Origin of the sequence: Geodermatophilus chilensis (genome assembly GCF_002802985.1) — a bacterium.
Lineage (GTDB): Bacteria > Actinomycetota > Actinomycetes > Mycobacteriales > Geodermatophilaceae > Geodermatophilus > Geodermatophilus chilensis.
On the sequence record NZ_NVPT01000005.1, the window covers coordinates 1 to 26,344 of the forward strand.

General features: G+C 72.3%; 17 protein-coding genes and 5 pseudogenes. 7 read left to right on the forward strand and 15 right to left on the reverse strand.

Translation table 11 applies throughout. The annotated features are described in order from the left end of the window. Positions 1–229: 229 nt before the first annotated feature. Both CNO22_RS28725 and CNO22_RS28730 read right to left on the reverse strand, forming a co-directional pair. Complete coding sequence (locus CNO22_RS28725) at positions 230–637, reverse strand: transposase (protein WP_332870054.1); 408 nt, start codon at positions 635–637, stop codon at positions 230–232. Positions 638–687: 50 nt separating this feature from the next. Beyond that, positions 688–1,524: pseudogene (locus CNO22_RS28730) on the reverse strand (transposase); the annotation flags it as partial. Between the two features lie 304 nt (positions 1,525–1,828). Here CNO22_RS28730 and CNO22_RS01455 point away from each other — a divergent pair. After that, positions 1,829–2,022, forward strand: a pseudogene (locus tag CNO22_RS01455) (ISL3 family transposase); the annotation flags it as partial. A 63-nt stretch (positions 2,023–2,085) separates the two neighbouring features. Here the strand turns inward: CNO22_RS01455 and CNO22_RS01460 are convergent. Further along, positions 2,086–3,111 (reverse strand): EcsC family protein, encoded by a 1,026-nt coding sequence (locus CNO22_RS01460; protein WP_157936738.1) that lies wholly within the window; start codon positions 3,109–3,111, stop codon positions 2,086–2,088. A 795-nt stretch (positions 3,112–3,906) separates the two neighbouring features. Between CNO22_RS01460 and CNO22_RS01465 the strand changes: the two genes are divergently transcribed. Further along, on the forward strand, positions 3,907–4,116 hold the full coding sequence (locus tag CNO22_RS01465) for a hypothetical protein (protein ID WP_100497588.1): 210 nt from the start codon (positions 3,907–3,909) through the stop codon (positions 4,114–4,116). A gap of 289 nt (positions 4,117–4,405) precedes the next feature. Here the strand turns inward: CNO22_RS01465 and CNO22_RS30025 are convergent. Then, positions 4,406–4,672 (reverse strand): annotated as a pseudogene (locus CNO22_RS30025) (alpha/beta fold hydrolase); the annotation flags it as partial. A gap of 303 nt (positions 4,673–4,975) precedes the next feature. Here CNO22_RS30025 and CNO22_RS01470 point away from each other — a divergent pair. Further along, positions 4,976–5,107, forward strand: a pseudogene (locus tag CNO22_RS01470) (IS481 family transposase); the annotation flags it as partial. Between the two features lie 55 nt (positions 5,108–5,162). Here the strand turns inward: CNO22_RS01470 and CNO22_RS01475 are convergent. Continuing rightward, positions 5,163–6,395 carry an IS256 family transposase gene (locus CNO22_RS01475; RefSeq protein WP_100497629.1) on the reverse strand — a complete coding sequence of 411 codons (1,233 nt, stop codon included), beginning with the start codon at positions 6,393–6,395 and terminating at the stop codon, positions 5,163–5,165. A gap of 83 nt (positions 6,396–6,478) precedes the next feature. Between CNO22_RS01475 and CNO22_RS01480 the strand changes: the two are divergent. Continuing rightward, a pseudogene (locus tag CNO22_RS01480) lies at positions 6,479–7,147 on the forward strand (DDE-type integrase/transposase/recombinase); the annotation flags it as partial. A 185-nt stretch (positions 7,148–7,332) separates the two neighbouring features. On the opposite strand, the gene CNO22_RS01485 reads toward CNO22_RS01480, so the two are convergent. Continuing rightward, on the reverse strand, positions 7,333–7,884 hold the full coding sequence (locus CNO22_RS01485) for a response regulator (protein ID WP_100497591.1): 552 nt from the start codon (positions 7,882–7,884) through the stop codon (positions 7,333–7,335). Continuing rightward, the gene (locus tag CNO22_RS01490; RefSeq protein WP_232806714.1) at positions 7,881–12,290 is read right to left on the reverse strand and encodes a HAMP domain-containing protein; all 4,410 of its coding nucleotides are present in this window, start codon (positions 12,288–12,290) and stop codon (positions 7,881–7,883) included. The genes CNO22_RS01485 and CNO22_RS01490 overlap by 4 nt, the downstream gene beginning before the upstream one ends. Before the next feature lie 143 nt (positions 12,291–12,433). Between CNO22_RS01490 and CNO22_RS01495 the strand changes: the two genes are divergently transcribed. Then, entirely contained in the window at positions 12,434–14,503 is a 2,070-nt protein-coding gene (locus CNO22_RS01495) for a SpoIIE family protein phosphatase (protein ID WP_157936739.1), read from the forward strand. A 529-nt stretch (positions 14,504–15,032) separates the two neighbouring features. Here CNO22_RS01495 and helR read toward each other — a convergent pair. From helR to CNO22_RS01510, 3 genes are all read right to left on the reverse strand, one after another. Beyond that, positions 15,033–17,195: an RNA polymerase recycling motor ATPase HelR gene (gene helR / locus CNO22_RS01500; RefSeq protein WP_100497593.1), complete on the reverse strand. Its 2,163-nt coding sequence runs from the start codon at positions 17,193–17,195 to the stop codon at positions 15,033–15,035. 323 nt (positions 17,196–17,518) lie between these two features. Beyond that, on the reverse strand, positions 17,519–17,788 hold the full coding sequence (locus CNO22_RS01505; protein WP_100497594.1) for a twin-arginine translocase TatA/TatE family subunit: 270 nt from the start codon (positions 17,786–17,788) through the stop codon (positions 17,519–17,521). 90 nt (positions 17,789–17,878) lie between these two features. Beyond that, positions 17,879–19,300 carry an alkaline phosphatase PhoX gene (locus tag CNO22_RS01510; protein ID WP_100497595.1) on the reverse strand — a complete coding sequence of 474 codons (1,422 nt, stop codon included), beginning with the start codon at positions 19,298–19,300 and terminating at the stop codon, positions 17,879–17,881. 216 nt (positions 19,301–19,516) lie between these two features. On the opposite strand from CNO22_RS01510, the gene CNO22_RS01515 reads away from it, so the two are divergent. After that, entirely contained in the window at positions 19,517–20,176 is a 660-nt protein-coding gene (locus CNO22_RS01515; protein ID WP_100497596.1) for a flavodoxin domain-containing protein, read from the forward strand. Between the two features lie 13 nt (positions 20,177–20,189). Here CNO22_RS01515 and CNO22_RS01520 read toward each other — a convergent pair whose 3' ends face one another. The 4 genes from CNO22_RS01520 to CNO22_RS01535 all read right to left on the reverse strand — a co-directional run bounded on the left by CNO22_RS01520 (position 20,190) and on the right by CNO22_RS01535 (position 24,399). Then, positions 20,190–21,335, reverse strand: coding sequence for a threonine synthase (locus tag CNO22_RS01520; protein ID WP_100497597.1), 1,146 nt, complete (start codon positions 21,333–21,335; stop codon positions 20,190–20,192). Positions 21,336–21,469: 134 nt separating this feature from the next. After that, entirely contained in the window at positions 21,470–21,697 is a 228-nt protein-coding gene (locus CNO22_RS01525) for a toxin-antitoxin system YwqK family antitoxin (protein ID WP_198588037.1), read from the reverse strand. Positions 21,698–21,714: 17 nt separating this feature from the next. Beyond that, complete coding sequence (locus CNO22_RS01530; RefSeq protein ID WP_100497598.1) at positions 21,715–22,692, reverse strand: sigma-70 family RNA polymerase sigma factor; 978 nt, start codon at positions 22,690–22,692, stop codon at positions 21,715–21,717. A 66-nt stretch (positions 22,693–22,758) separates the two neighbouring features. Then, positions 22,759–24,399, reverse strand: a complete 1,641-nt coding sequence (locus CNO22_RS01535; RefSeq protein WP_100497599.1) for a hypothetical protein — start codon at positions 24,397–24,399, stop codon at positions 22,759–22,761. A gap of 206 nt (positions 24,400–24,605) precedes the next feature. On the opposite strand from CNO22_RS01535, the gene CNO22_RS01540 reads away from it, so the two are divergent. Further along, the gene (locus CNO22_RS01540; RefSeq protein ID WP_100497600.1) at positions 24,606–25,847 is read left to right on the forward strand and encodes a GNAT family N-acetyltransferase; all 1,242 of its coding nucleotides are present in this window, start codon (positions 24,606–24,608) and stop codon (positions 25,845–25,847) included. Here the strand turns inward: CNO22_RS01540 and CNO22_RS01545 are convergent. Continuing rightward, positions 25,844–26,335: a ribose-5-phosphate isomerase gene (locus tag CNO22_RS01545; protein WP_100497601.1), complete on the reverse strand. Its 492-nt coding sequence runs from the start codon at positions 26,333–26,335 to the stop codon at positions 25,844–25,846. The two genes, CNO22_RS01540 and CNO22_RS01545, sit on opposite strands and share 4 nt — an antisense overlap. Positions 26,336–26,344 lie beyond the last annotated feature (9 nt).

Sequence of the window (26,344 nt, forward strand, 5' to 3'; positions counted from 1 at the left end):
TCTGTCAACCGCGGCCAAGCACGGTCGCCGACCCTTCGACGTCCTGACCGAACTCACCAGCGGAAACGTCTGGATCCCAGCAACGACCTGAACAGTCACGAGGTACTTAGCCCGCTGTCAGAAGCGATACGGGCCAGTGCTTCGAAGCGGCCCAGGTGCATGAAGGCCGTTCTGCTCGGTCAAAGGGGCTCTTCGCGGCTTCTGGTGAACGGTCCAGCTGACTGGGTGTTCACGCTGCCGTCCGGGCGGCGCTGGCGAGCAGGATACGAGCGCGGTAGTTGGCGGGGTTGCGGTAGCCGCGGCCGGTGCGCTTAATCTGCTTGATGGAGGTGTTCGCGGCCTCGGTGCGGGCGTTGGTGACGCCGGTGACGACGAGGACCTCGATGGCGTCCCACCAGGCGGTGATGGTGGCCCAGAGCCGGTCGGTCTCGGGCATGTCCGCGGCCAGCACCGAGACGCCCAGCCGCGTCTTGTGCTCGTGCGCGTCGGCCAGGGAGCCACTGGTCAGCAGCGCGCGGAGCTGTTCCTTGATGCCCCAGGCGGCGCCGATCTCGTCGGTCGGGTCGTCGGCGCGCAGGGTGGCCTTGAGCCGGGCCAGCGCCCAGGGGCTGAGGGTGTTCCCGGCGCGCAGCAGCAGCCGCCGATTGACCCAGGCCGGATCCTCAGCCGTCCGCGGCGGCCCTTGGCCTCGCGGATCACCCGCTGACGGACGGCGGTGACCATGTCGTTGGCGAGCTTGACCAGGTGGAAGGCATCCACGCTCACCGCCGCGGCCGGAAGTTGTTCATGCAGCGCCTTGCGGAACGCCGCCGACGGGTCGATCGCCACCACCTCCACCGCATCCCGCCACGCCGGGGAGCGGGCGGCCAGCCAGCCGCCGACGCCGGCGGAGTCCCGGCCGTCGACCACCCCGAGGACCCGGCCGGTGTCGGTGTCGACCAGGGTGGTCATCCACGGCTCGTAGCGCCGCCAGGTGCCGTCTGTCTCGCGGAAGAACCGCACCGACCGGTAGCGGTGCTCATCGACCCCCAGCCGGCGCACCAGCACCCGGTCGGGGTCGCCGATCAGGTCGGCCGCAGCGGTGAGCATCGACTGCACCAGCCACCAGGACACCCGATGGGCTCCGGCGACCTCGCTGGCCGCCCGACCGGACACCACGACCGCGCTCACCAGCGCCTGACACAGCCGGGCGGTCGAGCGGGCGTAGGCCGGCACCTGGTCGGTGACCTCGCTGAACGTCCTCCGCAGACAGCGGGGCTGGTCGCAGAACCAGCGGCGCTTGACCCACACCAGCTCCACCGGCCCGGCCACCGGCAGATCCCGCAGCCGCTGCCGGCGGCGGGAGTGCACCCGCACCGCGAGCACGCCGCACACCGGGCAACCCGGCGGGTCGGTGGACTCGACCTCGACCCGGCGGAGGCCGTCGGCGCCCTCGAGGGCGTCGACGGCCTCGATGACCCGGTAGTCGGGCAGGTTGAAGATCGCGCTCGCAGCATCCCGCTGCGAGCCCGTAGGCTCGAACACGGCTCGTGGACCTCATCGGGCGTTGGTGTCTCAGCAACACCCATCCCAGCAGGACCACGGGCCCTCAACGTCTCCGGGTCACATCCACGGTCACCGGCGCACGTTCCCGCGATTCACCAGGAACCGTGAAGAGCCGTCAAAGGTGGCCTTCCAGCGTTCGCCGAAGGCGCTGTCTTGTTCACTTGTATGAGTGGACGGGGTCCCGGGGCCAGCGCATGCCCCGCGGCCGAACGCAGGCACGCCCGTGGGCGACCTCATCGTCGTTCGGCCCGTCGAAGTTTGTCCGAACCTCGAGGCTTCCCGGAAGGAGCGAGCCGCCGACGTGCTGGTCCACTTGGGCCGATCCGGCACGTGAAACGGACCGACCGAAGCCATGAACGGTCGCCTCGAAAGGTCCGCGGCTCCGCCCTCGTGTTCCGCAACCTCACCAACTACATCGCCCGCCGATCGCTGCTCCGGAGGGGCGGCTTTCGGCCCCTACTACGCCCTCGAGTGTGAGGCCCGAGACCGGCAGGGAGCCTCGGATGCTCGACTCGGACCTCGAACCCGCGGTGAGCCCGTTCAGGGTCTCCATCGGTCGTCGGGATCGCCGGTGGGCTCGTCACTGTCCAGGTCCTGACGAAGGTTCGGTGGCAACTGGAGACCATACTTTTCGGCCAGCAGCATGGTCGCCCCATAGTGGCGAGCCTGCTTTGCGATATCGCCAAGGACGTGGGCGTTGGTCCCCGCGCCCGCGAAGATGGCAACCACCGGCATGCCCATTCGTGCGTTCTTCACGGGCACCCGACTGCCATCACCAAGCTGCTTCATGAGCTTCTCTACTGCGGCCATGAGGCGGTGGTCTTCGCGGAGCTTCTGGCTCCAGTTGACGCGGCCCTTGGCGGCATTGAACGCCGCGCCTGCGCTTTTGACAGCCCCGGCTTTGGGCGCTTGGTTCCGATAGGCGCGTACGACCATGCGATCGATCATGTGCCGCATGGCTGGGTCGGCAGCGTCGAAGCCGTATGCATAACAGACACGAGTGGCGATGGCGCCGCTGAGCGCCTGCATGGCCACCATGTCGAGCGTGATCGCTGCCAAGCTGCCAACAACGGGCACAGGAACCATGGCAAGCGCGCCGAAACTCGCTCCCTGTCCCGCGCCAAGCGTTCGCCAACGAAGAACCATTCCGCGGGTGAACTCATCCAGAACTTCAAGGTCAAGAGCCTTCAGATCGTCCAAGGCGGAGACGTCGCGGCCCTTGCTCCGATGGTGCTTGATCACCGCCTCCTGGTCGGTCAGTTCGACCACCCAGTCATTGATGAGTTCGAGGATGTGAACAAGGCCCTGGACCGTGGGCACGAGCGCAGCGTCGACGGCGGAACCCGCGATGTCCTTCACCTTCTCTGGCGTTGCATCGACAATCGCGCGACTGGCCTTGGAAGCGGTGTCCTTGGTGGCCTGGGCAGTCGTCTCCAGGGCTGCTCTTACGCGCGGCGGTAGCAACTGCCTCGACTTGGCTTTCTTCTCCCAATGCGACTGCAGCTCATCCCACCGCGCTCGCTCATAGCGGGACATGGAGTTCGGGTCAGGCCGGGTACTGATCACCTGGGAAGGCTAGGCGAGCATCCCGACAGAAGCGCGCAAGTCCGAAGTTCCCATAGGCGGGTGGCCTCCAGCGTGCTCGCTATCCACGCGCCGCGCCCGGCCGACGCGGACGTCACACGTCGACTACACCCTCGGCTGCGACGACGTAGGACACCGGATGAGGTCGTCAATGGCCACGTGCACTGAGTGCCAGCCCAGACCGTGACCGCAGACCTCCTCGGAGCGCGTGGCGCAGCCCTCGCGACGTCCCATACGTCCACCGGTACGCCCTGCGCAACGACGTCCGGGTCGGTGGCGGTCACCACGCCCAGCTCGTGCAGCGGGAGACTCCGAAGCAGGTTCCAACGGATCACGAGCGCGAGCGACTGCGCCGCATCGACGTGCTCTACCGGGAGTCGGAGTCGCAACCGGGCAGACGTTGACGCGGTTCGCCGTCTGCAGGAAGCCACCGCCGGATGCCTAGACGGGGCACTTGGGTCCGGTCCGGCGGGGTAGGAACTGGCTTTGACTTCGAGGTCGGGCTTCCCTCCTGTCATTCGTCTCCCCCATGCAACACCGGTAGCAGGCGACGCAGCGTCGCGCGGCAGATCCCGGACACCTCGGCTTCCGTGGGGTTACCTCACACCTCCGTCCTGGAACCGCACACGCTCACGGGGAGATCCTTTGCTTTCGCGTACTCGCTTCGGCGCCTCGGCTCTTGCAGATCACAATCCCTCCGAGGGCTCGACAGCCGAACCGGACGTCCGAAAAGAGCCGGCAGGTGGTGCCGGTTCCCAGGCTGGCTCGCTGGGTGCGTTGGCAGGCACCGTCGGAGTCGTTGCTTTCGGCGTCGGCAAGTTCCTGTGGAGCGCCGGCCAGGCGACTGTCGACGTCGTCGGAACCGTCGCCGAAGTCGTCGGAACAGTCGCTGACGTGGCCGGGACCGTTGTCGAGGCCGCCGGGACCGTTGTCGAGGTCGCCGGCACCGTCGTCGAAGTGGTGGCTGACGTACTCGACGCAGCGTAGGAAGGCTAGGTGCCTCAGGCGAGGGAGTCATCGCCACCGAGCGACAGCGAGGAGCCGCTTTTCCGCCGATGAATGTGGCGCTGAGGCAAGCGGAAGGCACGGCATCCGCCTCACTTGGCGCTGACCAGGCAGGATGCCGCTTGCAGGCCCAAGCCTTCCAAGCTGACTGTGCGGGTTCGATTCCCGTCACCCGCTCCGCGAAGCGCAGTGACTGCTGAGGCCCGATGTCGGGCGTCGGCCACTCGGCGAGGCGCGGATCGGCGACGATGAGGGACACGGCCACATGCCCCCCGAAGGAGTGTCCGGCGACGAGGTCGAACCGCGCGTCGCCGATCGCAGCGGCGACCGCGGTGGCAGCAGCTGCGGATAGCAGCGGCTGGCCCAGGGGCGGGCTGGCTCCGTGGCCGGGAAGGTCCAGTGCGGTCACCGACCAGCCGAGCTCGGCCCGCGCCGGGCCGATGCGCCACCAGGTGGCCGGGTAGGACGTGGACCCGTGCAGCAGCAGCTCCCCCGGCCGCCGTCGCCCCACGTCCCTGCCCAGCGCCGCTGCGGTCACCGAGCAGGGATCGGGTCGGCGCCCGGGGACCCGGGCTTCAGGAGCGCGCGGGCGGCGCGACCCAGGGCGACGCTGTCCGGAGTGGGGATCCCGTCGAACAGGACCAGGGGGTCCTTCAATCCGATCCGGGTCGCCAGCCGCCAGGACCCTGCGCAGCGAAGCGCCGGCGAGGTGCTAGTTGTACTGACCAGAGACGTTGGTCGAGGGCGTGTGACGACACGAACTGACTGATCTTGTTCTGGGAGGACCTCCGGACGTGGAGTGGAGCTGCTGAAGGCACCCACACACGACCCGGAGGTCCTCGTGGCCCACGCTAACGCCGCCCTGACCCCACGCCACCGACTTCGGCTCGCCCGCGCGGTGGTCGAGGACGGCTGGACGGTCAGCTACGCCGCGGCGGTGTTCAACGTCTCCTGGCCCACAGCCAACAAGTGGGGGCCTGTCAAATCTTCTGTGTAAGCGGGCGTGACCTATCTGTAGTGGATGCTGGTCAGAGGGGTAGGCGGTCGGGGAACTGGAGGGCGAAGGCGTTGAGTGCGGTTTTCCAGCCGTGGGTGCCGGTGCCGGCTTCACCTCCTCGCTGGTCGCTGATGTTGCGGAGCGCGAGATAGAGCAGCTTCATCGCGGCCTCGTCGGTGGGGAACGAGCCGCGGGCCTTGGTCACCCTGCGGAGCTGGAAGTTGATCGACTCGATCAGGTTCGTGGTGTAGATGACCTTGCGGATCTCCGGGGCGAAGGCCAGGAACGGGGTGAACTCCTCCCAGGCCCGCTCCCAGGCCGCCACCGCTCCGGCCGCCCGGGTGCCCCACTCGTCCTTGAAGGCGGCCATGGCCAGCTCGGCGGCGGCCACGGTGGGGGCGGTGTAGATCGGCCGCAGGGCGGCGGTCATCGCCTTGCGGTCAGACCAGGACACGTAGCGGGCCGAGGCGCGGATCAGGTGCACCACGCAGGTCTGCACGACCGCGGCGGGCCACACGGCGTTGACCGCGGCGGGCAGTCCGGTCAGCCCGTCGCAGCAGACGAACAGCGCGTCGCGCAGGCCGCGGTTGCGCAGCTCGGTGAGCACCCCGGACCAGAACTTGGCGCCCTCGGTCTGCTGGATCCACACCCCCAGGACCTGCTTGCGGCCCTCCAGATCGACCCCGACGACCAGGTGTGCGGCCTTGTTGGCGACCACTCCGGCGTCGCGGACCTTGATCCGGATCGCGTCGATGTACAAGATCGGATAGACCGGGTCGACCGGCCGGTTCTGCCAGGCGGTGACCTCCTCGGCCACCACGTCGGTGACCCGGCTGATCGTCGCCGCGCTGACCTGGGCGCCGTAGACCTCGGCCAGGTGGGCGGTGATGTCCCGGGTGGACATGCCCCGCGCGTACAGGCTGATGATCATGTCCTCGACGTTGCCCAGCCGCCGGCGGCGCTTGGGCACGATCACCGGAGTGAACGAGCCGTTGCGGTCGCGGGGGACCTCCAGCTCCACCGGGCCGGCGGTGGTGTGCACCGTCTTGCGCCCGTGCCCGTTGCGGGAATTGCCCGACCCGTGCCCGGCCGGGTCACCGGCCTCGTAGCCCAGATGATCGGTGATCTCCACGTCCAGCGCGCGCTCGAGGACGGCCTTGGTCATCCGCGCCAGCAGCCCGTCGGGCCCGTCGATGGCGGTCCCGGAGGCCTCGGCGACGGCCAGCAGGCCGTCGATCGCCTGCGGGGACAACATCCCGGCCAGCCGCTCGGCCGGGCCGGGGGCGCCCGACACCGGATCCGGTGTCGAGGCGTTCGTCATGGTGGTCAAGGGTGCTCCTGTTCCAGCTGCCGGGTCAGCCCGGACAGCTATCTCAGGCCACGCCCCTTACACAGCTGATGAGACACGCCCACAAGTGGGCCGACCGCTACCGGACCGGCGGGCCGGCGGCCATGGCAGACCGCAGCTCACGCCCGCACTCCTGCCCGCGGCGCACGCCCCGGCCGGTGGTCCGCAAGATCGTGCATCTGCGCTGGAAGAAGCGCCTTGGCCCCGTCGCCATCGCCGGCCGGCTCGACCTGGCCGCCTCGACGGTGCACGCGGTCCTGGTCCGCTGCCGACTCAACCGGCTCTCCCACCTCGATCGAGCCACCGGCGAGCCGATCCGCCGCTACGAACACGACACCCCCGGCTCGCTGCTGCACGTCGACGTCAAGAAGCTAGGCAACATCCCCGACGGCGGCGGCTGGCGCTACGTCGGCCGCGCGCAAGGCAAACGCAACCGCGCCGACACCGCCGGCGTCGGCCGCAACGCCCACCGCAACCCCGTGCTGGGCACCGCGTTCGTACACACCGTCCTCGACTACCACAGCCGGGTGGCCTACGCCGAGATCCACGACGATGAGACCGCCGCCACCGCCACCGCCGTGCTGCGCCGAGCGGTGGCTTGGTTCGCCGCCCGCGGCGTCACCGTGCAACGGGTGCTGTCTGACAACGGCTCGGCCTACCGCTCCCACGCCGGTTCGCGCAAGTCCTATCAGTGCAGTTCAAGCGCGTAGTCGCACCGATTCTCTCGGGGCGTTGGCGCAGCGGGCGTGGCCCGACCTGCGCGCTGATTGCGCCGCGTAGTAGGTGCGGGAGCCTCGGCATCCCTAGGAAACAAGGCGAGGCAGGAGCGTCCCGGTCCTTCGAGAAGCAAGGGCTACCAGGGTTGGTCACGGCGCACCCCGCCGAGGACACCCCGCAGGCGGTCTACGAGCGTGGAGGTGGCGGCGTCGGCAGGCTCGGCGGCGTCAAGCAGCTCCAATGCCTCGTCCACGCTCTTGCGCAGCGCGTCCCGCTCGGCGGCGCGTTCGGTGACCGCGGTGTGCAGCAGGTAGAGGTCGACGAAGACGGTCACCTTCGACCGCAGCACCCAGGGGTCGAAGGGTTTGGTGATGTAGTCGACCGCGCCCGCCTGGTAGCCGCGGAAGGCCATGTGGGGGTCGTAGTCCGCCGCGGTGAGGAACAGGATCGGGATGTGCCGGGTCCGCTCCCGCTGCTTGACGTGCTTGGCGGTCTCGAACCCGTCCATCCCGGGCATGCGGGCATCGAGCAGGATCAGCGCGTAGTCCTTGACGAGCAGCTGCTTGAGGGCGTCCTCACCGTTGGTGACCGGCACGACCTCGATGGGCAGGCCCTCCAGGATCGCCTGCAGCGCGAGCAGGTTCTCCCGCCGGTCGTCGACCGCGAGGACCCGGACCGGCGCGGTCATGCCGGAGCGCCGTCGTCATGGGCCGTCGGCTTCCCGTTTCCGGTTATCCATGACGCCATGATGGCGAGCAGTTCGTCGAGGTCGACGGGCTTGGTGACGTAGTCGGTAGCGCCCGCGGCCAGGCTGGACTCCCGGTCCCCGGGCATCGCCTTCGCCGTCAGGAACACGATCGGTAGCTTCTGCCACTGCGGGAGGGCCCGGATCCGGCGGGTGGTCGCGTTGCCGTCGAGGTCGGGCATCATCGCGTCCATCAGCACGACCCGGACCTCCGGGTGCTCGGTGAGCAGGGCGATGCCGTCGAGGCCGTTGTCGGCGTAGAGGACCTCGAGGCCGTGCATCTCGAGCGCGCTGGTGAGGGCGAAGACGTTGCGCACGTCGTCGTCGACGATGAGCACCGTGGTCCCGGACAGGTCCGGCGCCGGATGCACCGTTGACGGCGCAGCGGCCCGCAGGATGGGCTCGCCTCGGTCTGCGCCGTCCGGCGGCGCTTCGGACGGGCGCCGGGCCGGGACGCCGGACGCCGCCGGGGTGGTGACCGGGCAGTCGTCGGGCAGGAACAGGGTGAACACCGACCCGGCGCCCGGCTCGGACGACACCTCGATCTTGCCGCCGAGCAGCCCGGCCAGCTCCTTGGAGATCGACAGGCCCAGCCCGGTGCCCCCGTACTTGCGGCTGGTGGTGCCATCGGCCTGCTGGAACGCCTCGAAGATCATCGCCAACTTCTCGCCCGGGATCCCGATCCCGGTGTCGCGCACCGCGAACGTGACGACTGAGCGGGCGCCGTCGAGCGAGGGCACCCCGTGGAGCGTGCGGGGTGGCGCCAAGCCGACCTCAAGCGTGACGCTGCCGGCGTCGGTGAACTTGACGGCGTTAGCCAGGAGGTTGCGCAGGATCTGGTGCAGCCGTTGGGCGTCGGTGGTGATCGACGCGGGCGCCTCCGCCGCCGTCTCGACGCGCAGTTCGAGGCCCTTGTCCTCGGCCTGGACGCCGAACGCCTGCTCCACCTCGGCGCACACGTCGGCGAGCTGCACCGGGGCGGGGTGGATGTCCACCCGGCCGGCCTCGATCTTGGACAGGTCGAGGATGTCTTCGATCAGGCGCAGCAGCTCCGTCGCGGATGCGTGGATCGTCCTGGCGAACTCAGTCTGCTTCGGGGTCAGGTTCGCGTCCCGGTTGTCCGCGAGCAGCCGCGAGAGCAACAGCAGCGAGTTTAGCGGGGTGCGCAGCTCGTGGCTCATGTTCGCCAGGAACTCCGACTTGTACTGGTTGGCCAGCGCGAGCTGCTGCGCCTTCTCCTCGACCCCGCGCCGTGCCGCGTCGATCTCCATGTTCTTGAGCTCGACGTTGCGGTTCTGCTCGGACAGCTGCAGCGCCTTCTCCTCCAGCTCGGCGTTGGTGCGCTGCAGCTCGGCGGACTGGTCCTGCAGCTCCGTGGTCAGCCGCTGGGACTGCGCGAGCAGCTGCTCGGTGCGTCGGCCGGCCTGGATGGTCGCGAGCGCGACGCCGATCGTGGTGACCAGCCGCTCCAGGAAAGTCAGATGCAGCGCCGAGAACGGCGTGGTCGCGCCGAGCTCGATCACCCCCAGCGACTCGCCCTCGAACAGGACGGGGAGCACGACGATCGCGCCGGCCGCGGCGGTACCGGTCCCGGAGCGCACATCCAGGTAGCCCAGGGGCAGGTCGGTGACGACGATGCTCTGCTTGCTCATCGCGGCCTGGCCGACCAGGCCCTCCCCGAAGCGGTACTCCTGCGGCGGATCCTGGAGCGGGACCGCGTACCCAGCGCACATCACCCAGCGGGCCGGGGCGCTCGCTTCCGCGAGGTCAGCGGGATCGGCGGCCAGGAAGAAGGTGCCGATCTGGGCCCCGACCAGTGGCGCGACCTCCTCCATGATCATCTGACCGACGTCGCCGAGGTCGCGCTGGCCCTGCAGCAGGCCCCCGATGCGAGCGAGGTTGGAGTCCAGCCAGCCCTGCCCGGCGTTCTCCGCGGTGGTCTCGCGCAGCGCCGCGATCATCTGGTTGATGTTGTCCTTGAGCTCGGCGACCTCGCCGAGCGCCGCGACCTGGATCTGCTGGGTGAGGTCGCCGCGCGCCACCGCGGTCGACACCGCCGAGATCGCGCGCAGCTGCGTCGTCAGCGTGCCGGCCAGCTGGTTGACGCTCTCGGTCAGGTCCCGCCAGGTTCCCGACACTCCGCGCACCTGCGCCTGCCCGCCCAGCTTGCCCTCGGTACCCACCTCGCGGGCCACCCGGGTCACCTCGGCGGCGAACGAGGAGAGCTGGTCGACCATCGTGTTGACCGTCGACTTCAGCTCCAGGATCTCTCCGCGGGCGTCCACGGTGATCTTCTGGCTCAGGTCGCCCCGGGCCACCGCCGTGGTCACCTGGGCGATGTTGCGCACCTGTCCGGTCAGGTTCGACGCGAGCTGGTTGACGCTCTCGGTCAGGTCCCGCCAGGTGCCGGCGACACCCTTGACCTGCGCCTGCCCGCCGAGCTTGCCGTCGGTGCCCACCTCGCGGGCCACCCGGGTCACCTCGTCGGCGAACGAGGAGAGCTGGTCGACCATGGTGTTCACCGTCGACTTCAGCTCCAGGATCTCCCCCCGCGCATCCACGGTGATCTTCTGGCTCAGGTCGCCGCGCGCCACCGCCGTGGTCACCTGGGCGATGTTGCGCACCTGTCCGGTCAGGTTCGACGCGAGCTGGTTGACGTTCTCTGTCAGGTCCCGCCAGGTGCCCGACACCCCACGCACCTGCGCCTGCCCGCCGAGCTTGCCGTCGGTGCCCACCTCGCGGGCCACCCGGGTCACCTCGTCGGCGAACGAGGAGAGCTGGTCGACCATCGTGTTGACGGTCGACTTCAGCTCCAGGATCTCGCCGCGGGCGTCCACGGTGATCTTCTGGCTCAGGTCGCCGCGGGCCACGGCGGTGGTCACCTGGGCGATGTTGCGCACCTGCCCGGTCAGGTTCGACGCCATGTAGTTGACGTTGTCGGTGAGATTGCGCCAGGTGCCCGAGACGTTCGGCACCTGCGCCTGCCCGCCGAGCTTGCCCTCGGTGCCCACCTCGCGGGCCACCCGGGTTACCTCGTCGGCGAACGAGGAGAGCTGGTCGACCATGGTGTTCACCGTCGACTTCAGCTCCAGGATCTCCCCCCGCGCATCCACCGTGATCTTCTGGCTCAGGTCGCCCCGGGCCACCGCCGTGGTCACCTGGGCGATGTTGCGCACCTGCCCGGTCAGGTTCGACGCGAGCTGGTTGACGTTCTCTGTCAGGTCCCGCCAGGTGCCCGAGACGTTGGGCACCTGCGCCTGCCCGCCCAGCTGGCCCTCGATACCCACCTCGCGGGCCACCCGGGTCACCTCGTCGGCGAACGAGGAGAGCTGGTCGACCATCGTGTTGACCGTCGACTTCAGCTCCAGGATCTCCCCCCGCGCATCCACGGTGATCTTCTGGCTCAGGTCGCCGCGCGCCACTGCGGTGGCCACCTGCGCGATGCCGCGCACCTGCCCGGTGAGGTTGGCCGCCATCAGGTTCACCGCGTCAGTGAGGTTCTTCCAGGTGCCGGCCACGTCCGGCACCACGGCCTGCCCGCCCAGCCGGCCCTCGGTGCCCACCTCACGGGCCACCCGCGTCACCTCGTCGGCGAACAGCCGCAGCGTGTCGGTCAGCGAGTTGATCGTCTCGGCCAGCTCGGCGACCTCGCCCCGCGCCGATACGGTGATCTTGCGCGACAGGTCGCCCTCCGCGATGGCGGTGGCCGCCGAGGAGATCGAGCGCACCTGGTTGGTGAGGTTGCTCGCCATCGTGTTGACGGAGTCGGTCAGCGCCCGCCAGGTGCCCGCGACGCCGCGCACGTCGGCCTGGCCGCCGAGCCGCCCCTCCGTGCCGACCTCCCGGGCCACCCGGGTCACCTCGTCGGCGAACGAGGACAGCTGATCGACCATCCTGTTCACCGTGCTGCCGATGCGGCGGAACTCGCCGCGGAGCCTGCGGCCCTCGATCTCCAAGGCCATGTGCTGGGACAGGTCGCCCTCCGCGACCGCGTCGAGCACCCGGGCGATCTCGGCGGTGGGCGCGGCCAGATCGTCGATGAGTGCGTTCACGGCCTGCACGCCCCCGGCCCACGCGCCGTCGTAGGACTCCTCGTCCAGCCGCTCGGACATTCGCCCCTCGCGCCCGACGACCCGGCTGATCCGCAGCAGGTCGCGGCTGTGCCGCTCCTGCAGCGCCACCAGTTCGTTGAACTGCTCGACCACCTCGCTCGCCGGCCCCTCGCGGCGAGCCAGGCGGACGTCGAAGCGGCCGCGACGCACCTGCGCCAGCCCATGGGCCAGCTCGGCCAGGAAAGCCCCGTCGTCGGCAGGAGCATCCTTGCCAGAAATGTCCACGGACACTGCCACGGGCCTCCCGGGGTCGGCGGAAACCTCCGGACGTGCGTGCCGTGTCGCCGTCATGACCGCCTCCACCTGCACTGTTATCGAGGCCGACGGCCTAAACGGCCGGCCTTGCTGGGCACCACCGGACCGCCTGCGAGACTGCAGGCGTGCCCGTTCGACTCGAGCGGCGGATGAGCTTTCCGCCCGACATCCGATCGATCGGACGTGTCCGGCGGATTATTCACGACCTCCTGGCCGAGGTGGCGGACGCCGGAGACGGCTTCGGCGTGCCGGAGTTCGTCGACGACGTCGTGCTGTTGACCAGCGAGCTGTGCGAGAACGCCGTGCTGCACGCCGGCACCGCGTTCGACCTCGCGGTGATGGCCGACGACGACGAGGTCACCGTGGCCGTCACCGACCGCGGCCCGGGCGCGCTGGAGCTGCACCTGGCCGAACCGCGCCAGCGCTACGGGCGGGCCGCCACCCACGGTCGCGGCCTGTCCCTGATCGCGCGGCTGGCCACGACTTGGGGCACCCGGCACGACGCCGGCGGCCGGCACACGGTGTGGTTCGCCCTCGCCCGGCGGCCAGGATCCGTCCCCGAGCCCGCGACCGACCCGGCGCCCGAACACGAGCGCACCTGGTCCGCGGCAGAGCAAGGCCGCTGGCTGCTGCACGTGCCAGCCTCCCTCGCTCGACGCCTCGCCCCCGTCGACCTGGTCCGGGAGCTTGCCGGCCGGCTGCGTGACATCGTCGACGCCGCGGCCGTCGTCGTCGAGGTCGACCGCGGCGACGGCTCCGGGGCCAGCGAGCTGGCGCGGGCCGGTGCTCCCCCGGCTGACGGCGCCCTCGCGCCCGGGAGCGCCCTCAGCGTGCCGCTGCCGACCACGACCGGCCTGCACGGCACCATCCGGCTCATCCTGCGCGAGGGGGCCGACGCGGCACGCGCCCGGGAGCTGACCGAGCTGATCGCCGGGCGGATCGCCATCACCGCCGAGTCGCAGTGGCTGCACGACGTGGATCAGCGCCGCCGGGCGTGGACCACCTATCTGGCCGAGGCCAGCGAGCTGCTCGGCCAGTCCCTCGACCTCGAGCTGACGGTCGCGCTCGTGCCGCAGCTAGTGGTGCCGCGGCTGGGGACGTGGTGCGCGGTGCTGCTGCCGGAGCCATCGCGACGGCTGCGCCTGGCCGCGATCGCGCATGCTGACGAGGACCGGCTGCCGGAGCTGCGCGCGGTGCTCGACCCCGACGCCGTGCCGGGTCCCCCGCCGCAGCTGCGCGCCCGGCTCGCGGCGGCTCACCGGGATGCCCCGCCGTCCTGGTTCTCCGACCCTGCGGATGGTGTCGCGATCGCGCTGCGGGCTGGCGGGGCCTCGACCGGGGTGCTGCTGGTAGGTCGCCCCGCAGGCCGCCCGCACACCCCCGAGGACCTGCTGTTGATCGACGACCTCGCCCGACGCGCCGCCCTGGCAATCCACAACGCCCAGACCGTCGGCGAGCACGTGCGGGTGTCCCAGACGCTGCAGGCAGCCCTGCTGCCCCGCGCCCTGCCGCAGGTACCGCAGATCGACTTCGCCGCGGAATACCTGCCCTCGAGCACCGGGGCGGACGTGGGCGGCGACTTCTACGACGTGGTCGAGGTCGACCCGGAGCGATGGCTCGTCACCATCGGCGACGTGTGCGGCAAGGGCGCCCGGGCCGCGGCCCGCACCGGTCTGGTCCGCGATGTGCTCAGAGCGCTCGTGCGGGAGGGCCGCCCGCTGGTGGGGGCCATCGAGATGCTCAACGACGTCATGGTGGAGGCTGCCGACCCGCAGCAGTTCTGCACACTCGCGGCGGTGATGCTGAGCCGGGAAAGGCACGAGGGGCGGTCCGCGGTCGCGGTGGAGCTCGTGCTGGCCGGGCACGCCCAACCGGTCGTGGTCCGCGCCGACGGCTCTGCCGAGCTGATCGGCCGGTTCGGCACCGCGCTGGGCCTGTTCGAGACCGTGGACCTGCACTGCACCCGGCACTTGCTGGCCACCGGCGAGACGCTGCTGCTCTACACCGACGGCGTCACCGAGTGCCGGCGTGGCCCGGAGCAGTTCGATGAGAACCGGCTGCTCGAGGCGGCTGCCGCCGCGTCCGGCACGAGCGCTGCGCGGCTCGTGGCGACCGTGCGCGAGGCCGTCCAGCGCTTCGCCTCCGACCTCTGCAGCGACGACATGGCCCTGCTCGCCGTCCGTGCCGAGCCCTAGCCAAGCCAAACGGCCCTCGCCACCACGATCGACCGCGCATGAGAGGGCCGGCGACGTCATCGGCGGCTTCGCCACCTGGTCCGCCGCCGGCCTGCCTACAACAGTCGGCAGCGCCGCCCCATGAGCCGCTGCCGGACGGCGCTCGACGGAGCGATCGACAGCCGTCCGGGGGCATGGCGGACCAGGGTCTCTCCACCGAACCGGCATGCGGCTCGTTGGCACCGCCAATGACGAAGACAGGTGACGTGCGAAGGGTCCTGGGTCACGGAACCGCGTAGTTGATCCCGCCCTCCATCCGGGCACGACGGCCGCGGCCTTGAGCATTAGCGCGCCGATGTACACAAGTGCAGCCCTGGCCGTCGCGAACCCCGTCGGCGGCAGAGGCACGCCGAAGGCACGGTGAAGGGCAGAGAAAGCTGTGACCAGCGGAAAGAGACGCTGGGGAACCTAGCCTTCCAAGCTGCCATGCGGGTTCCCGTCACCCGCTCCACCGCACTCACGGAGGTCAGGGTCACGCTCCCCTCGGCGCTCAGGACCTCGTGAGGACGACGAGTCGCTGGGTCGCGCGGGTCATCGCGACGTAGCGGTCGACCGCTCCCTCGACGCCCGTACCGAACGACTGGGGATCGACGAGGACGACCAGGTCGAACTCGAGCCCCTTCGCCAGCTCCGGGGTCAGCGACCGGACGCGGGACCCCGCCCGGAACCCTGCCCGGAACGTGGCATCGCCGATGACGCAGGCGGTGCCCTCGGCGTGCGCGGCGAGCCAGGCGTCGAGGATCGACCCCAGGTCCGACAGAGATCCGTGCACGATGGGGACGCCGCTGCTGCGGACGGAGGTCGGCACGTTGGCGTCCGGGAGCACGGCCCGGATGACCGGCTCGGCCTCGGTCATGACCTCCTCCGGCGTCCGGTAGTTGACGCTCAGGGAGGCCATGGTGATCTCGCGGAGCCCGATCCGCTCGAGCCGTTCCCGCCACGACTCCGGGAACCCGTGCCGGGCCTGAGCGCGGTCCCCGACGATGGTGAAGCTCCGGGACGGGCAGCGGAGCAGCAGCATCTGCCACTCCGCGTCGGTCAGCTCCTGGGCCTCGTCGACGACGACGTGCGCGAACGGGCCGGCGAGCAGGTCCGGGTCGGCGGTGGACAGCGCGGCCTCGTCGACCAGGGCGTCCCGGAGGTCGTGATGGCGCAGGCTCGTCATCAGCAGCAGCTCGGAGTCGTCGGTCGCGATCAGGTCATCGATGACGTCGGCCATGCGCGCGCGCTGGGCGGCGACGGCGGCGTCGTGCCGTCGCTTGCGCCGTGAGGTCTCCGGGTCGCCGAGCCGCTGCCGTGCGGCGTCCAGCAGCGGCAGGTCCGACACCGTCCAGGCCCGAGGGCCGTCGCGCTGCAGGGCCCGGACCTCCTCGGGGCTCAGCCACGGAGCGCACCTCCGCAGGTAGGCCGGTACCGACCACAGGTCGCCGACGACGTCCCCCGCGTCGAGCAGCGGCCAGGCGCGGTTGAAGGCCGAGAGCAGCTCCCGGTTCCGCAGCAGCGACCTCCGGAGCAGGTCGGCCGGGACGTCGTCGTCGTGCTCATCCCCCAGGATCGCGAGCAGCTGCTCCCAGACCTGGTCGCGCGCCTCGTTGTGCGGCGTCCCGGGGTCCGGCGCCTCGAACGCCTCGGCCCAGTCGTCGGCGCTCAGCCGGACGTCGGACCACGGGGTCTCGACCGTCATGGGCTCGGTGGGTGGCTCCTCGTAGAACCGGACGGCCGCCTCGATCGCCGCCACCAGGTCCGCGGACGACTTCAGCCGGGCCACAGTCGGGTCGGCCTCGACCGCTGCTGCGGCCCCCTCGGGGACGAGATCCCGCAGGGTGCAGGTCTGCACGCCCTCCTCCCCGAGGCTGGGGAGGACGTCGGCGACGTAGGCCAGGTAGGGCTGGTGCGGACCGACGAAGAGCACGCCGCCCCGGTGGTGTCCGAGGCGGGGGTCGGAGTAGAGGAGGTAGGCGGCGCGGTGCAGGGCGACGACGGTCTTCCCGGTGCCCGGACCGCCGTCGACGACGAGTGCACCGCGGGACCCCGCCCGGATGATGGCGTCCTGGTCGGCCTGGATGGTGCCGAGCACGTCCCGCATCCGGCTCGACCGGGTGCTGCCCAGGCCGGCGATGAAGGCCGACTGGTCGTCGAGCGCGGCCGCGTGCCCGACCAGCCCGTCTGGGGTGAAGACCTCGTCCCAGTAGTCGCTGATCCGGCCGCGGGTCCAGCGGTACCTACGGCGGCTCGCCAGGCCCATCGGGTGGCCGTGGGTCGCTCCGAAGAACGGCTCGGCCGCGGGGGACCGCCAGTCCAGCAGCAGCCGACGGCCCGCGCCGTCCGTGAGGCCGAGCCGTCCGACGTACACGGGCTCGGGGTCGTCCGCGCGGACGACGTGACCGAGGCACAGGTCCAGCCCGAAGCGACGCAGGGTGCGCAGGCGGGAGGTCAGCCGGTGGACCTCCAGGTCCCGGTCCAGCGCCTCCTGGCCCGTGCCGCCGGGCGCCTTGCGCTCGGCGGCGAGGCGGTCGGACAGGTCGGCGATCGACTGCTCGAGGCTCGCCGCGAGAGCCGCGAAGTGCTGCTCGTCACCGGCGATCAGCGCCGGGTCGGCCTTGGCCGCGAGGTGCTCGGGGAGGTCGAACGCGCTGGTGGTCAGGGTTGCCACGTCGTCAACTCCGATCTCGGGTCGCTCGCGACCGTTGCGCGCAGCACGGCGTACGGCCCGGACCCGGTGGCCATGACGAGCGGTGCGCGACTCCGATCCCCGTGGGATCCGGCCTCGGCCGGCGATTCTGCGGCCCTCCCCGGGTCTTGCCGCAAGACCCCAGGTGCGCTATAGCGTGAGAGAAGGGAGTCCCCCCGTCCGCGGTCGACGCACCAGCGGCCGACGCGCGCCTGCCTCCCGACGTCGAGCCCTGGGCAGGGTCGTGTCCCGCGAGACAGGGCCGTCATCCGTCGGACGGCTGGGGACGGGCTGCGAGCCGGCGGTCAGCCGGCGCGACCGGACTGGGTGTCGTCGCCCAGCAGGTGTTCGCGGACAAGGGTCCGCGGGTGGTACTGCCGCAGGTCCCCGAGTCGACCGAGGTCGTCGCCCAGCTCCTCCTCCAGCCGGCCTCGGACGCCGGTCACGGCCGACCGCACCCGCTGAAGGCCGGCGGCGGACTCCCTGGCCAGGTCGGGCAACCGGTCGGGCCCGAACACGAACAGGGCGGCGAGAGCCAGGACGATGATCTCGCCCCAGCCGATCGAACTGAACACCGCACGCTCCTCCCCGAAGCGGGTGGCCGGGACCGCCGTCCTCCCCGCCGGGCAGAGCGGGGAGGACAGCGGTCCCGGCGAGCGATCGGCTCAGAGAGCGCCCTTTTCCCAGGGCCCCCGGATCGCGAAACTGACGCCCGGGGTCTGGACGTTGACGAACATGACCTCGCCGTCCGGGCTGAAGCAGGCCCCGGCGAACTCGGCGTTGCTGGTGCTGTTCTTCGCGAGGTCGAAGATCTGGCCCCGCTCGTCGAGCCCACGCACGAACTGCTCGCCGCCGCCGTCCTCGCACAGCACCAGCCCGCCGCGGGGGCTGACGGTGATGTTGTCCGGCGCGTCGAGCAGAGCCCGGTCCGGGGACTCGAACAGCAGGATCAGCTGCCCGCCCGAGCGGCCACGCGGCCGGTACTCCCAGACCTGCCCCGCCTTGTGGTCACCACCGCTGGTGGCGTTGAAGAAGATGCTGCCGCCGTCGTACCAGCAGCCCTCGAGCCGGGCGAACGCGGCGGCACCCTTGGCGGCCCCCTGCGCGAAGACCGACTCGGTGGTGATCGGCGTCGGGTCGGGGTCGTCGATGGTCACCCACTCGACCGGCATGGGGTTGCCCACCCGGTCGCTGACGCCGGTGAAGGTCTGAAAGCCGGGCTCTCCCTTCACGGCCAGCATCTGGAGCTGACCGCCGGCCGCCAGGTCCCGCGGGTCGTTCGGCAGGAACCGGTAGAAGCCCGAGGTCTCGCCGCTGTCCTCGGTCTCGTAGACGATGCCGGTCGCCGGGTCCACGGCGACCGCCTCGTGCACGAAGCGGCCCATGGCCCTGTAGGGGCCGCCGACCGGACCGCCGTCGGCCGGCACCTCGAAGACGTAGCCGTGGTCCTCGGTGAACCCGTTGTGGGTGCCGTTGACGGTCTCCTCGCAGCTGAGCCACGAGCCCCACGGGGTCGGGCCGCCGGCGCAGTTGACCGAGGTGCCGTTGAGGGAGATGAAGCTGTCGGTGAGCTCCAGGGAGCGGGTGTCGAACGTGAGGGTCGTGGTGCCGCCGGCGGCCATCGGATCGTAGGCCTCGTCCCGGTCGTCGATCAGCGCCCGGTCGTATGCACGGCTGGCGCCCTCCACCGGGGAGTAGCCCTGCTCGTGGTTGCGCACCAGGCGCACGATGCCGTCGTTCGAGGTCGGGAACGCGGCCATGCCGTCGTGCCGCCCCGGCGTGGGGTAGCCGTCCGAGCCGGCGGTCGGCAGGCCGCGCGAGGCGGCGAAGGACGCCTCGTGGCCGAACGAGGCGTACTCGAATCCGGCCGGCAGCCAGAGCAGCACCTCGCCGGTGGTCCGGTCCCGCGTCGGCGCGATGGGTCCGTACCCGCCGTTGTCCGGCGCCTGCACCGCCTGGCCACGGCGGCCGGGCGCGGCCAGCGCGCCGTGGGCGGCCAGCGCCTGGGTCCCACCGGCCAGCACGGCACCGGCGGTCACCACGGCGCCGCGCTGCAGGAACGAGCGGCGGTCGAGAGAGTTGGTCAAGGGAGTGCTCCTCGAGTGTCCTGGAACAGGGCGCCACGGACGCTAGGGAGGGCAGGCGGCCGGCCCGCGGCAGTCGGGCGAACGCCAGCGGAACGGTCGGCGCGGCACGGCAGGTGCGGGACGACGCCGAGTTCACCCGCCGTTCCGGGAACCACCACGTCGCCGCCGCGTCCGACACCTAGCGTCCCGGCCGACGTCCACGACCCGGGGAGCACGATGACCGTTCCACTCCTGTGCGCACCTGCCCGCTCCGGCGCCTCCGGTCCGACCGGCGAGCTGACCGCCGGCGGCGGGGATCACTCCGGCCCGAGGGGGCGCGGCCCTCGCGTCCTCGTGGTCTTCGCCAGCCGCCACGGGGCGACGAGGGAGATCGCCGCGGAACTCGCCCGGCACCTGCCGTGCACCGGAGCCGGTCGGCGCTGCGGGCTGTCGACGGTCCTGGCGCCGGTGCAGCAGCAGCCCGATCCCGCCGGGTTCGACGCCCTCGTCGTGGGCAGCGCCGTCTACGACGGCCGGTGGCTGCCCTCGGCACGCCGGTACGTCGCAGCGGCCACTGAGGGATGGGGTTCCCGTCCCACCTGGCTGTTCTCCAGCGGCCTGGGCAGCGAGCTCGGTGCGGCGCCCACGCCGACCGACCTCGACGACGCTGTCGGCACCCGGCGCGGGGCGGACCTCGTCGTCCGCGGTCACCGCGCCTTCGCCGGGCGGCTGGAGCGTCGACTGCTCTCCGCCACGGAGTGCGCGTCCCTGGGCCGGCACCACCTCGCGGAGGGCGACTTCCGGGACTGGCGGGAGGTACGACGGTGGTCGGCGGCGATCGCTGCCGAGGTGGCCCAGGCTCGTCGGTGGCGTGTCGGCGCCGGTTCCACCGCATGACCTGCTGCCGTGGTCAGGCCCCCCGCTCCTCGGCCAGCAGCCGGGCCATCGCGTCGCCGGCCTTGAGGCCGGAGCCGGTGAGCACGAGGACGACGGTGTCGCCGGCCGCCACGTGACCCTCCCGCGCGAACTGCTCGAGCGCGGGGACGACCTGACCGCAGGTGGGCTCGACGTACAGGCCGGTCCGGGCGAGGGCCAGGGTCGCGGCGCGCAGGTCCTCCTCGGGGACCGCGGTGGCCGACCCGCCGCTGTCCCGGATGGCCGCGAGGACCTCGCGGTCGCGCACCGGCCGGGCGATGGCGGTGCCCTCGGCGATCGTGGGCTCCCAGGTCCGCGGCTCGACGGCGTCGCGACCGGCGGTCAGCGCCTCGACCAGCGGGCTGCACCGGGCCGGCTGGGACACCAGGATCCGCGGCACCCGCGGGATCTCACCGGCCCGCTGCAGCTCGGCGAAGCCGATCGCGCAGCCGAGCACCAGGCTCCCCGCGCCGGCGGGCAGGACGACGGCGTCGGGTGCGGTGAAGCCCAGGTCCTCCCAGATCTCGTAGGCCATCAGCTTGGTGCCCTGCAGGAACAGTGGGTGCCAGTTGTGGCTGGCGTAGAAGCGCTCCCGCGACCGGCGGACGGCCTCGTCGGCGGTGTCCTGCCGGCTGCCGGGGACGAGCTCGACCGTGGCGCCGTGCAGCCGGCTCTGCAGGACCTTCGCCGACGACGTCGACGCCGGGGCGAGGATGAGCGCGTCGATGCCGGCGGCTGCGCTGTAGGCGGCCACCGAGGAGCCGCCGTTGCCGCTGGAGTCCTCGAGCAGCGCGGTCACGCCCTGGGCGCGCAGGGCGCTGACCATCACCGAGACGCCGCGGTCCTTGAAGCTCGCGGTCGGGTTGACCGCCTCGACCTTGACCGCGACGTCCAGCCCGGCCAGGCGTCGCGGCAGCAGCGGTGTGCGGCCCTCGCCGAGCGTGACCGGCGGGACGTCGGGCAGCGGCAGGGCCGCCCGGTACCGCCACTGCGAGGAGACGGCCGGGTCGATCGCGTCCCGGGTGATGCCGGGCAGCGGCTCGACCATGAGCGGCGACCCGTCGTCGCCGCACCAGCGGGGCTCGTCCAGGGGGTAGCGCCGGCCGGCGCGGTCGACGACCCCGGGCGGGGTGGTGGGCATCGGGTCTCCCTGCGTCGTGCCGTCGGGACGGGTGGCCCGCTCGGGGCGGGACCCCAGCCTCGCGCACGCCGCTGCGGGAGCGTGACCGCGCCCGGTCGGGGGTCCGGGACGGCGCCGGACCGGCTGACCTCGGCTCAGCCCATCACGGTTGCCCGGTACGGAGCGCCCGCCCTGTCGTAGGTGGTCCACTCCCCCACCTGGCGGCCCCGGTCGAAGTTGCCCGAGCGCAGCCGGGTGCCGTCGAGCCGGAACCACTCCCAGTACCCGTGCGGTCGACCGTCGACGACCGGACCGCGGGCGCGCAGCGAGCCGTCGCGGTGGCGCTCCTCGTGCAGGCCCTCGGTGAACCCGGTCTCCGGCACGGCACCCTCCCCGCCCGTCAGGTCGGCGGCTCGACCGGCAGGCCGAGCCGGCGGAACAGGTCGTTGTCGAGGTCCAGGAAGCTGGAGATGTGCGCGACGCGGCCGGCGCGCACCTCCAGCACGTGCAGCGCCCACGGCTCGTACCCGCCGCCGGCGCGGGGGCGGTACTGGGCGAGGGCCGGCGCCCCGTTGGCGACGGTCGGCAGCACCCGGGAGCCGCGGCACCCCGCACCCGGCCCGAGCATCCAGGTACCGATGTCGGCCCGGCCGCGCAGCCACATGGCGAACGGCGGCATGTGCTGGGTGGCGTCCTCGTGCAGCAGCGTGACCAGACCCTCGACGTCGTAGCGCTCGAAGGCGTCGACGTAGCGCTCGAGCAGGGCCCGGTGGACGTCGTCCAGCGGCTCGGACTCGGCCTCACCCCCGACCGTGGCCATCGTGGCGCGGGCCCGCTGCAGCGCGCTGTTGACCGACGCGACGGTGGTGTCGAGCAGCTGGGCGACCTCGTCGGCGCGCCAGCGGAGCACCTCGCGCAGCAGCAGCACGGCCCGCTGGCGGGGCGGCAGGTGCTGCAGCGCCGAGACGAAGGCCAGCCGGATCGACTCCCGCTGCACGGCCTGCTCGGCAGGGTCGGCGTCCTCGGCGACGACCTGCCGGTCGAGCACCGGCTCCACCCACGCCGTCCCCGGCCGGCGGTCGGCCAGCGAGGCCTCGACCGGCTGCCACGGCGAGCCGGAGAGGTCCATGGGCAGCGCCCGCCGCTGCCGGCCGGAGAGCTGGTCGAGGCAGACGTTCGTGGCGATCCGGTACAGCCAGGAGCGCAGCGCGGAGCGGCCCTCGAAGTCGGCCAGGCCACGCCAGGCACGGACCATCGTCTCCTGCACCGCGTCGTCGGCGTCGAAGGCCGACCCGAGCATGCGGTAGCAGTAGCCGGTGAGCTCGCGCCGGTGCTCGAGCAGCCGCGGGTCGAGTTCGTCGGTCAGCACGGTCGTCACGGGTCCTCCTCGGGCGTGGGCCGCGACAGCTCACCACAGGACACCGACGGAACGGGTGATCCCGGGTTACTGGTAGCTGACCAGGTCCGGACGCGGCTCGACGGCGACCGTCTCCTCCGGGGTGAGCATCGGGGTGTCCTCGTCGTAGAAGTTCTTCCAGCCCCAGGCGACCTCGTCCGGCTCGGTCTGCCGCAGCGTCCGCCAGGTCGCCTGCTTGTCCCCCTGACCGCCCTGGCCGTCGGCGTGCACCATCAGCGCCAGCTCGTCGCGGGAGGTGTCCAGCCGGTCGCGGTCGGGGATCATGTCGACCCGGAACTGGTGCAGCAGGAGCAGCTTCTGCGGCAGGTCGGCCGCCCGCGTCAGGTCGGCCAGCCAGGTGACGACCGCGTTGACCTCGTCGATCGACACCGACCCGATCTGGGTCAGGTGCACCTCGCCCGGGCCCAGCCGCCACTCCGGGTCCAGGGCCAGCCCGACGTGCGGCAGCTCCAGCAGCGAGCGGTACTGCTCAGCCTGGGTGACGAAGTCGGTGCGCCCGGGCTGCAGGTCGATGACCACGTACATCCCCGCTTCGCCGGCCGCCTCGACCCAGGGCCGCAGCTCCTCGACCGGCAGCTCGGTGGAGTAGTTGCCGTCCGGCCCGGCCACCGCGGAGGCGACGGTGGCGATCACCTCGAAGGTGGGGACGACGGTGGCGTCCTGCACCAGCGGCTCGTAGTCGGCGGCGTGGGCCCGCGCCCGCTCGATGGACGCCGGCAGGTCCTGCTCCCCCAGCACCCCGAGCGCCCCGGTGCCCGGGCTGCCGTACAGCGCGACGAGGAAGTGCTGCGGGAACAGCAGCTGGCCACCGCCGGGCAGCTGCGCCCCCGTCGCCGCGGCCTCGAGCTTCCAGTCCAGCCCCTCCTCGGCGCCGAAGCCGGCACCCAGCGCCACGACGGTCCCCGGCTGCTGCTCGCCCAGCAGCTCGACCAGCTCGGCCGAGCCGCGCGGGTCGGTGCCGCCGCCGGTCAGCTGTACCCGTGCACCGGCGGCCCGGGCGGTGGCCACGCCGGCCAGCGCCTCCGGCGCGCCGGTGGTGACGACGACGGTGTCCTCGAGCGGCTCGGCGCGCTCGACGGCGGGCAGCTCACCGTTCCCGGCCTCGCCGCCGGCCGGCTCGGCACCAGTGGGCTGGAGCGCGGCCGGCCGCTCGGGGTCGAGCTCCGCGACCGCGGCCGCGGCACCGTCGGCGTCGACCTCCCGGGCCTCGCCCAGCTCCAGCCCGGTGACCTCGGCGACGGCGTCCGGGGCGGCGGGGACGGCGACCACCTCGGGCCCGCCCTCGCCGCGGCCCTCGGCCGCCCCGACGGCGAGCACCGTCGTCGTCCCCAGGCGCTCGAGCTCGCTGCTCAGCGCGTCGGCCGGGCCACCGCCGGCCGGCTCGAGCAGCAGCGGGACGCCGAGACCGGTGGCGGCCGAGGCGCCCAGCAGCGTGCCGGCCGCGTCGCCGTCACGCGCCACGACGACGACGTCCGCGCTGTCGAACAGCGCCCGGCTGGCGGAGGCGGCCGAGGCGACGGGGTCCTCGTCGGCCACGAGGGTGAGGCGTGCGTCGGGCGCGGAGGTCGCCACGCCGGCGGCCTGCTCGGCGTCGTCGCCCGAGGCCGCTCCGCAGCCACTGACCAGCAACGCCGCGGTCACGGCGATCGGCACCGTCGGAGAGCGCACGGCTCCCTCCCCCCGGCCGGGCGCACGGTCGTGCGGGGGCACGACGGCGGTGGCCGCGCCCGGCTCCCGGCGACCCTAACCACGCGACGGCTCCGGACAGCGGGCCACCCACCCAGGCCGCGAGCTGCCGCGATGGACGTCGTCGTCCGCCACGGCGGTCCGCTGACGGGTCGCACGAGGTCGGCGGTCCCCGGTAGACAGCTCCGGTGACCGACTTCGCCGACCGGCTGCGCCCCGCCACCGCCGAGGACTGGCCGACGTTCAGCCGGGCCCTGTTCACGGCGTTCGCCGAGGAGCCGCCCGCGTCCTTCGTCGACGCCGTCCCCGCGCACGCCGAGCTGGACCGCTCGCTCGGGCTGTGGGACGGCGACCGGGTGGTGGCGACCTCCGGCGTCTACAGCCGGGAGCTCACGGTGCCCGGCGGCGTCGTCCCGTGTGCCGGTGTGACGTGGGTGAGCGTCGCGCCCAGCCACCGCCGGCAGGGCGTGCTGACGGCGCTCATGCGCCGGCAGCTCACCGAGCTGCACGAGCAGGGGCGCGAGCCGGTCGCGGCGCTGTGGGCCTCGGAGTCCTCGATCTACGGCCGGTTCGGGTACGCGCCGGCGACCTGGCGCGGCAACCTCTCCGGGGACGTCGCCCGGCTGGCGCTGCGGCCGAACGTCGACCTGGGTGAGGGGCGGGTCGAGCAGGTCGGCGTCGACGAGTTCCGCGCGGCCGCCGTGGGCCTGCACGACCGGGTGCGCCGGTCCGTCCCCGGCAACCTCGCCCGCGACGCCCGCTGGTGGGACCGCGGCCTGGACGACGACCCCGCCCAGCGTCACGGGGCCTCCGAGCGGCGCTTCCTCCGGCACGTCGAGCCCGACGGCTCGGTGACCGGTTACGCCGCCTACCGCGTCCGGTCGGCGTGGACCGACGACGGCCAGCCCGACGGCACCGTCGTCGTCGAGGAGGTGCGCGCCCTGACGACGCCGGCGTACGCGGTGCTGTGGCGGTTCCTGCTGTCGCTGGACCTCGTCCGCACCGTGCGGGCGCCCACCGCCTCGCCGGACGACCCGCTGCGGCACCTGCTGGCCGAGCCCCGGGCGCTGCGCTCGCAGCCGTACGACGCGCTGTGGGTGCGGCTGGTCGACGTCGGCCGCGCTCTCGCGGCCCGCCGCTACCCGGCCCGGGTCAACCTGGTGCTCGAGGTGCGCGACCGGTTCTGTCCCTGGAACGACGGCCGCTGGGCCCTCGTCGGGCACCCCGCCGGCGCCTTCTGCTCCCAGACCGACGCCGACCCCGACCTGGTGCTCGACGTCGAGGCGCTCGGCGCGACCTACCTCGGCGGGGTGTCGCTGGCGACGCTGCAGGCGGCCGGCCGGGTCACCGAGGTCAGCCCGGGTGCGGTCACCCAGGCCGGGACGGCATTCCGCTGGCCGGTCACCCCGTGGTGCCCGGACGAGTTCTAGACCGGGTCCTCGCGGGTGGGGAGCCCGCCGGCGGGACGGTGCCGGTCGCGCTCGTAGTCGGTGATCAGCCCGATCCGGCGCGCGTGCCGCTCGTCGCCGCTGAAGGGCGTGGCGAGGAAGGTCAGCACCAGCTCGGTGGCCTCCTCGACGCTGTGCTGGCGGGCGCCGATCGAGACGACGTTGGCGTCGTTGTGCTGGCGGGCGAGCTCGGCGGTCGCGCGGTTCCACACCAGCGCGGCGCGCACGCCGGGCACCTTGTTGGCCGCGATCTGCTCGCCGTTGCCCGAGCCGCCGATGACCACGCCGAGGCTGCCGGGCTCGACCACCGTCCGCTCGCCGACCTCGAAGCAGAACGGCGGGTAGTCGTCCTCGGCGTCGTACTCGAACGCCCCGCAGTCGACCGGCTCGTGGCCGGCGTCGGCCAGCGCCTGCTTGAGGTGCTCCTTGAACTCCAGGCCGGCGTGGTCGGTCCCGACGAAGACGCGCATGGCGGCGAG

What these genes read in the sequence shown, in the direction of transcription:
- CNO22_RS01520 (WP_100497597.1), bottom strand. Translation starts at nt 21,335, where the DNA reads ATGCCCACCACCCCGCCCGGGGTCGTCGACCGCGCCGGCCGGCGCTAC.
- CNO22_RS01545 (WP_100497601.1), bottom strand. Translation starts at nt 26,335, where the DNA reads ATGCGCGTCTTCGTCGGGACCGACCACGCCGGCCTGGAGTTCAAGGAG.
- CNO22_RS01515 (WP_100497596.1), top strand. Translation starts at nt 19,517, where the DNA reads ATGACCGTTCCACTCCTGTGCGCACCTGCCCGCTCCGGCGCCTCCGGT.
- CNO22_RS01485 (WP_100497591.1), bottom strand. Translation starts at nt 7,884, where the DNA reads ATGACCGCGCCGGTCCGGGTCCTCGCGGTCGACGACCGGCGGGAGAAC.